The organism is Microbacterium sp. (genome assembly GCF_032084865.1).
Taxonomy (GTDB): Bacteria; Actinomycetota; Actinomycetes; order Actinomycetales; family Microbacteriaceae; genus Microbacterium.
Genome location: NZ_DAMDLU010000169.1, coordinates 327 through 5,568, shown reverse-complemented (window position 1 = coordinate 5,568; position 5,242 = coordinate 327). Strand labels below are relative to the sequence as shown.

Below are 5,242 nucleotides of genomic sequence, written 5' to 3'. Positions count from 1 at the left end.
GCGACCCCGTGCGGCCCGTGCTGCGCGCGAGGGCGTCGATCGCGCCCGTCCGGGCCGGGCGTCCGCACTGACCGTCGCGCGTGGCCATCGGTGCTGTTGACCGAAGCGGCACGGTCGTGACAGACTTTCCGTGACCGGTCACAGTGGCCGGTACTCCCCGTCGACCCACCGAGGTACCCGTGAGCAACGAAGCCCCCTTCACCCCCGAGGTGGAAGCCGCCATCCAGCTGGTGCGCGCCGACGTCGCGCGACTGCATGCAGAACTCGTCCGCTACGGTCTCGTGGTGTGGACCGGCGGCAACGTCTCGGGCCGGGTGCCCGGTGCCGACCTGTTCGTGATCAAGCCGAGCGGCGTCTCGTACGACGACCTGGCCCCCGAGAACATGATCCTCTGCGACCTCGACGGCAACGTCATCCCCGGCAGCGAGGGCAGCGACCGGTCGCCGTCGAGCGACACCGCCGCGCACGCCTACGTGTACCGGAACATGCCCGAGGTGGGGGGTGTGGTGCACACGCACTCGACCTATGCTGTCGCCTGGGCCGCGCGCGGCGAGGAGATCCCCTGCGTGATCACGGCCATGGCGGACGAGTTCGGCGGTCCGATCCCGGTCGGCCCGTTCGCGATCATCGGCGACGACTCGATCGGCCGCGGCATCGTCGACACCCTCACCGGTCACCGCTCGCGCGCCGTGCTGATGCAGAACCACGGGCCATTCACGATCGGTGTCGACGCGAAGGATGCCGTGAAGGCGGCCGTCATGGTCGAGGACGTGGCCCGCACGGTGCACCACGCACGCGAGGCGGGACCGCTGATCCCCATCCCGCAGGAGGCGCTCGACGCCCTCTTCGACCGATACCAGAACGTGTACGGCCAGAACTCGGACGCACGTCGATGAGCGCCACGGCAGAGACCATCCGCTCCGGCCGCACGGCTCTGGGCATCGAGCTCGGATCGACGCGCATCAAGGCGTGCCTCATCGACGCCGACACCCACGAGGTGCTCGCCACCGGATTCCACGACTGGGAGAACAGGTTCGAGGACCGGCTGTGGACCTACTCGCTCGACGCCGTGTGGACGGGGCTGCAGGAGGCCTACGCGGGCCTCGTCGCCGACGCGCACGACCGCTACGGCATCCGGCCAGACACCTTCGGCGCGATCGGCGTCTCGGCCATGATGCACGGGTATCTGCCGTTCGACCGCTCCGGCGAGCTGCTCGTGCCGTTCCGCACGTGGCGCAACACGAACACGGGCGTCGCGGCGCAGGAGCTGACCGACCTGCTCGGTGTGAACATCCCGCTGCGCTGGTCGATCGCCCACCTTCGCCAGGCGCAGCTCGACGCCGAGCCGCACGTCGGCGATGTGCGCTTCTTCACCACGCTCGCCGGATACGTGCACTGGCAGCTCACCGGCCGACGCGTGCTGGGTGTGGGCGATGCGTCGGGAATGTTCCCGATCGACTCGACCACGCGCGACTACGATCAGGCGCTCATCGAGCGCTACGACGCGCACACCGGCGGTGACCTGCGTGCGATGCTGCCCGAGGCGCTCGTGGCCGGTCATGAGGCCGGCTTGCTGACGGCCGCGGGCGCGGCTCTGCTCGATCCCACGGGGGCGCTGCAGCCTGGCATCCCGTTCTGCCCGCCGGAAGGCGACGCCGGCACGGGCATGGTCGCGACGAACGCCGTCTCGCCGCGCACGGGCAACGTGAGCGCCGGCACCTCCATCTTCGCGATGGTGGTTCTCGAGCGACCGCTCGCCGAGGTGCACCACGAACTCGACCTGGTGACCACCCCGGCAGGTGACGCGGTCGCGATGGTGCACTGCAACAACGGCGCCAGCGAGCTGGCGGCCTGGGTGGGCATGTTCGCCCGGTTCGCCGAGGCATCCGGCATGCCTCGATCGGCGGACGCCGTCTTCGAGACGCTGTTCCGGGAGGCGCTCGTCGGTGAACCCGACGCCGGGGGCCTGCTCGCGTACAACCATCTCGCCGGCGAGCCGATCGCCGGCACCGACGAAGGTCGGCCGCTGTTCGTGCGCACGCCCGACAGCCGGTTCACGCTCGCCAACGTCATGCGCGCCCAGCTCTACGGCGTGTTCGGCACGCTCGCCCTCGGCATGCAGGTGCTCGCGGACGAGGGCGTGACGATCGAGCGGATGTTCGCGCACGGCGGCATCTTCCGCACCGCCGGGGTCGCGCAGCGCTTCCTCGCCGGAGCGCTGAACGCGCCGGTCGCCGTCGGAGACACCGCCTCCGAAGGCGGCGCCTGGGGCATCGCCGTGCTCGCGGCCTTCCTCACAGCCGACCGATCGCTGGCCGACCACCTCGCCGACCGGGTCTTCGCCGACGCCGGCGTCCGCATCGCCGAGCCGCTGCCCGACGACGTCGCCGGGTACGCCGCGTACCTCGACCGCTACCGGGCCGGCCTCGCCGTCGAAGCCGCTGCGGTCGCCGCCCTCTGAACCCACGATCAGCCTGAACCGCCCGACCGGGCCGACACGCAAGGAACTCCCATGACCCGCACCCCGCTCACCACCACCCTCGACGAGTACGAGGTCTGGTTCCTGACCGGCAGCCAGCACCTCTACGGCCCCGAGACGCTCGCGCAGGTCGCCGAGCAATCGCAGCAGATCGCCCGCACGCTCGACGAGTCCGCCGAGGTGCCCGTGAAGATCGTCTGGAAGCCGGTGCTCACCGACTCGGCGTCGATCCGCCGCATCGCGCTCGAGGCCAACGCCGATGACCGTGTGATCGGCCTGGTGGCCTGGATGCACACGTTCAGCCCCGCCAAGATGTGGATCGCCGGTCTCGACGCGCTGCAGAAGCCGCTCGCGCACCTGCACACGCAGGCGAACGTCGAGCTGCCGTGGGCCGACATCGACTTCGACTTCATGAACCTCAACCAGGCCGCGCACGGCGACCGCGAGTTCGGGTACATCCAGACCCGCCTGGGCGTGCCGCGCAAGACGATCGTCGGGCACGCCTCCGACCCGCGCCTGCGTCAGGAGCTCGCGACCTGGCAGCGTGCAGCCGCCGGCCTCGCCGCCGCCCGCTCGCTGAAGCTCGCCCGGTTCGGCGACAACATGCGCTTCGTCGCCGTCACCGAGGGCGACAAGACCGAGGCCGAGCTGCGCTTCGGCGTGCAGGTGAACACGTGGGGCGTGAACGACCTGGCGGACGCCGTGGCCGCCGCCTCACCGAGCGACGTCGACGCCCTGGTCGCGGAGTACGAGGAGCTGTACGAGGTCGCGCCCGAGCTGCGTCGCGGCGGCGAGCGTCACCAGTCGCTGCGCGACGGGGCTGCCATCGAGATCGGGCTGCGCTCGTTCCTCGAGGAGGGCGGCTTCGGCGCCTTCACCACCTCGTTCGAAGACCTCGGCGAGCTGAAGCAGCTGCCCGGCCTCGCCGTGCAGCGCCTGATGGCCGAGGGCTACGGGTTCGGCGCCGAGGGCGACTGGAAGACCGCGATCCTCGTGCGCGTGGCGAACGTGATGGGCGCCGGTCTGCCCGGCGGTGCCAGCCTCATGGAGGACTACACCTACGACATGACGCCCGGCGACGAGCTGATCCTCGGCGCGCACATGCTCGAGGTCTCGCCCTCGCTGACCACCGCGAAGCCGACGCTCGAGATCCACCCGCTCGGGATCGGCGGCAAGGACGACCCGGTGCGCCTGGTCTTCACGGCCGACCCCGGCCCCGCCGTGGTCGTCGCGCTGAGCGACATGCGCGACCGCTTCCGTCTCACCGCGAACGTCGTCGAGAACGTCGAGCCGCGCGCCGCCCTGCCGAACCTCCCGGTGGGACGCGCGGTGTGGAAGCCGGCACCGGACTTCACCACCAGTGCCGCCGCCTGGCTGACCGCCGGTGCCGCGCACCACACGGTCATGTCGACCGCGGTCGGCATCGAGGCGTTCCGCGACTTCGCCGAGATGGCCGAGGTCGAGCTGCTCGTCATCGACGAGTCGACCACGCTGCCCGCATTCCAGAACCAGGTGCGCTGGAACGCGGCGTACCACCGCCTGGCGCAGGGCCTGTGATGCTGCCGGCATCCGGCCGTCAGCTCGCGATCGCCGGCCACGGCTACGAGGCGACGATCGCGAGCGTCGGCGCCACCCTGCGCACGCTCACGCACGAAGGACGCGACCTCGTCGTGCCGTTCGACGCCGACCAGGTGCGACCGAACTACCGCGGCGCGACGCTGGCACCGTGGCCGAACCGGGTCGTCGACGGCCGGTACTCGTTCGCCGGCGCACCGCACCAGCTGTCGCTCACCGAGCCGTCTCGCGGGCACGCCCTGCACGGTCTGGCGGCCTGGCTGGAGTTCGCCGATCAGGTCGTCGAACCCGACCGGGTCGTACTGACCGCGGTGATCGAGCCGCAGCTCGGCTACCCGTTCCGTGTGCAGGTCGACGTGGAGTACCGCATCGCCGCAGACGGGCTCACCCAGGTCGTCACCGGGCGCAACCTCGGGGCGGATGCCGCGCCCTGGGGCACCGGACCGCACCCGTACCTGGTCGCCGATCGGTCGTCGCGCTCTGCCGTCGATTCGTGGACGCTGGCGCTGCCGGCATCCGAGGTGCTCACCGTGACCGACGACCGACTGAACCCGATCGCCGTCGAGTCGGTCGATCGGCATCCGCAGTGGGACTTCCGCACGCCGCGCACGATCGGCGACACGTTCATCGATCACGCCTTCACGGGCCTGCGCCGCGCAGACGGGCTGACCGCCGTCGAGCTGCGCTCACCCGACGGCGGCGGCACGGCCATGGTCTGGGACGACGCGTGCCCCTGGGTGCAGATCCACACCGCCGACACCCCCGCCGACGAGACGACGCATCGGATCGGCCTGGCGGTCGAGCCGATGACGTGCGCGCCTGACGCCTTCAACTCCGGCGCCGGCCTCGTGGTGATCGCCCCGGGCGACGAGCACACGGCCTCCTGGACGATCCGCGCCCTCTGACCGTTCGGCCGACGCCGGCGGGGGAGCGGTGGTCAGGGAAGCCGCGCGATGTACTGCTCCCGGATGCCGGGCACCGGCGTCTCGGACACGGCATCCGCCTCGCCCGCGCCCCACGCCGGGCGCTCGCCGGTCAGAGCCCACGCGGCCTGAGCGGCCGCGCCGAGCGCCACGTACTCCTGCGGGGCGGGAACGATGACGGGAAGATCGAAGACCTGTGCGGCGATCGTCTGCACGGCGCGGCTCTGCGCCGCACCGCCGATCAGCAGGATGCGGGTGGGCGAGA

At 71.4% G+C, this 5,242-nt stretch carries 5 protein-coding genes; 4 read left to right on the top strand and 1 reads right to left on the bottom strand.

Features of this window, described 5'->3' with window-relative positions; genetic code table 11:
* The first annotated feature begins 179 nt into the window (after positions 1-179).
* Genes RT309_RS13535 through RT309_RS13520 form a run of 4 tightly spaced genes read left to right on the top strand, consistent with a single transcriptional unit; the run spans position 180 to position 4,959 of the window.
* Positions 180-896 carry an L-ribulose-5-phosphate 4-epimerase gene (locus RT309_RS13535; protein WP_313357857.1) on the top strand — a complete coding sequence of 239 codons (717 nt, stop codon included), beginning with the start codon at positions 180-182 and terminating at the stop codon, positions 894-896.
* Positions 893-2,461, top strand: coding sequence for an FGGY-family carbohydrate kinase (locus RT309_RS13530; protein ID WP_313357855.1), 1,569 nt, complete (start codon positions 893-895; stop codon positions 2,459-2,461). The genes RT309_RS13535 and RT309_RS13530 overlap by 4 nt, the downstream gene beginning before the upstream one ends.
* A 51-nt stretch (positions 2,462-2,512) precedes the next feature.
* Positions 2,513-4,036 carry an L-arabinose isomerase gene (gene araA / locus RT309_RS13525; RefSeq protein ID WP_313357853.1) on the top strand — a complete coding sequence of 508 codons (1,524 nt, stop codon included), beginning with the start codon at positions 2,513-2,515 and terminating at the stop codon, positions 4,034-4,036.
* Positions 4,036-4,959, top strand: a complete 924-nt coding sequence (locus RT309_RS13520) for an aldose 1-epimerase family protein (RefSeq protein WP_313357851.1) — start codon at positions 4,036-4,038, stop codon at positions 4,957-4,959. The genes araA and RT309_RS13520 overlap by 1 nt, the downstream gene beginning before the upstream one ends.
* A 32-nt stretch (positions 4,960-4,991) precedes the next feature.
* Here RT309_RS13520 and RT309_RS13515 read toward each other — a convergent pair.
* Positions 4,992-5,242: FGGY-family carbohydrate kinase (locus tag RT309_RS13515; RefSeq protein ID WP_313357849.1), on the bottom strand; the 251-nt coding region annotated here is incomplete at its 5' end.

What these genes read in the sequence shown, in the direction of transcription:
- araA (WP_313357853.1), top strand. Translation starts at nt 2,513, where the DNA reads ATGACCCGCACCCCGCTCACCACCACCCTCGACGAGTACGAGGTCTGG.
- RT309_RS13520 (WP_313357851.1), top strand. Translation starts at nt 4,036, where the DNA reads ATGCTGCCGGCATCCGGCCGTCAGCTCGCGATCGCCGGCCACGGCTAC.
- RT309_RS13530 (WP_313357855.1), top strand. Translation starts at nt 893, where the DNA reads ATGAGCGCCACGGCAGAGACCATCCGCTCCGGCCGCACGGCTCTGGGC.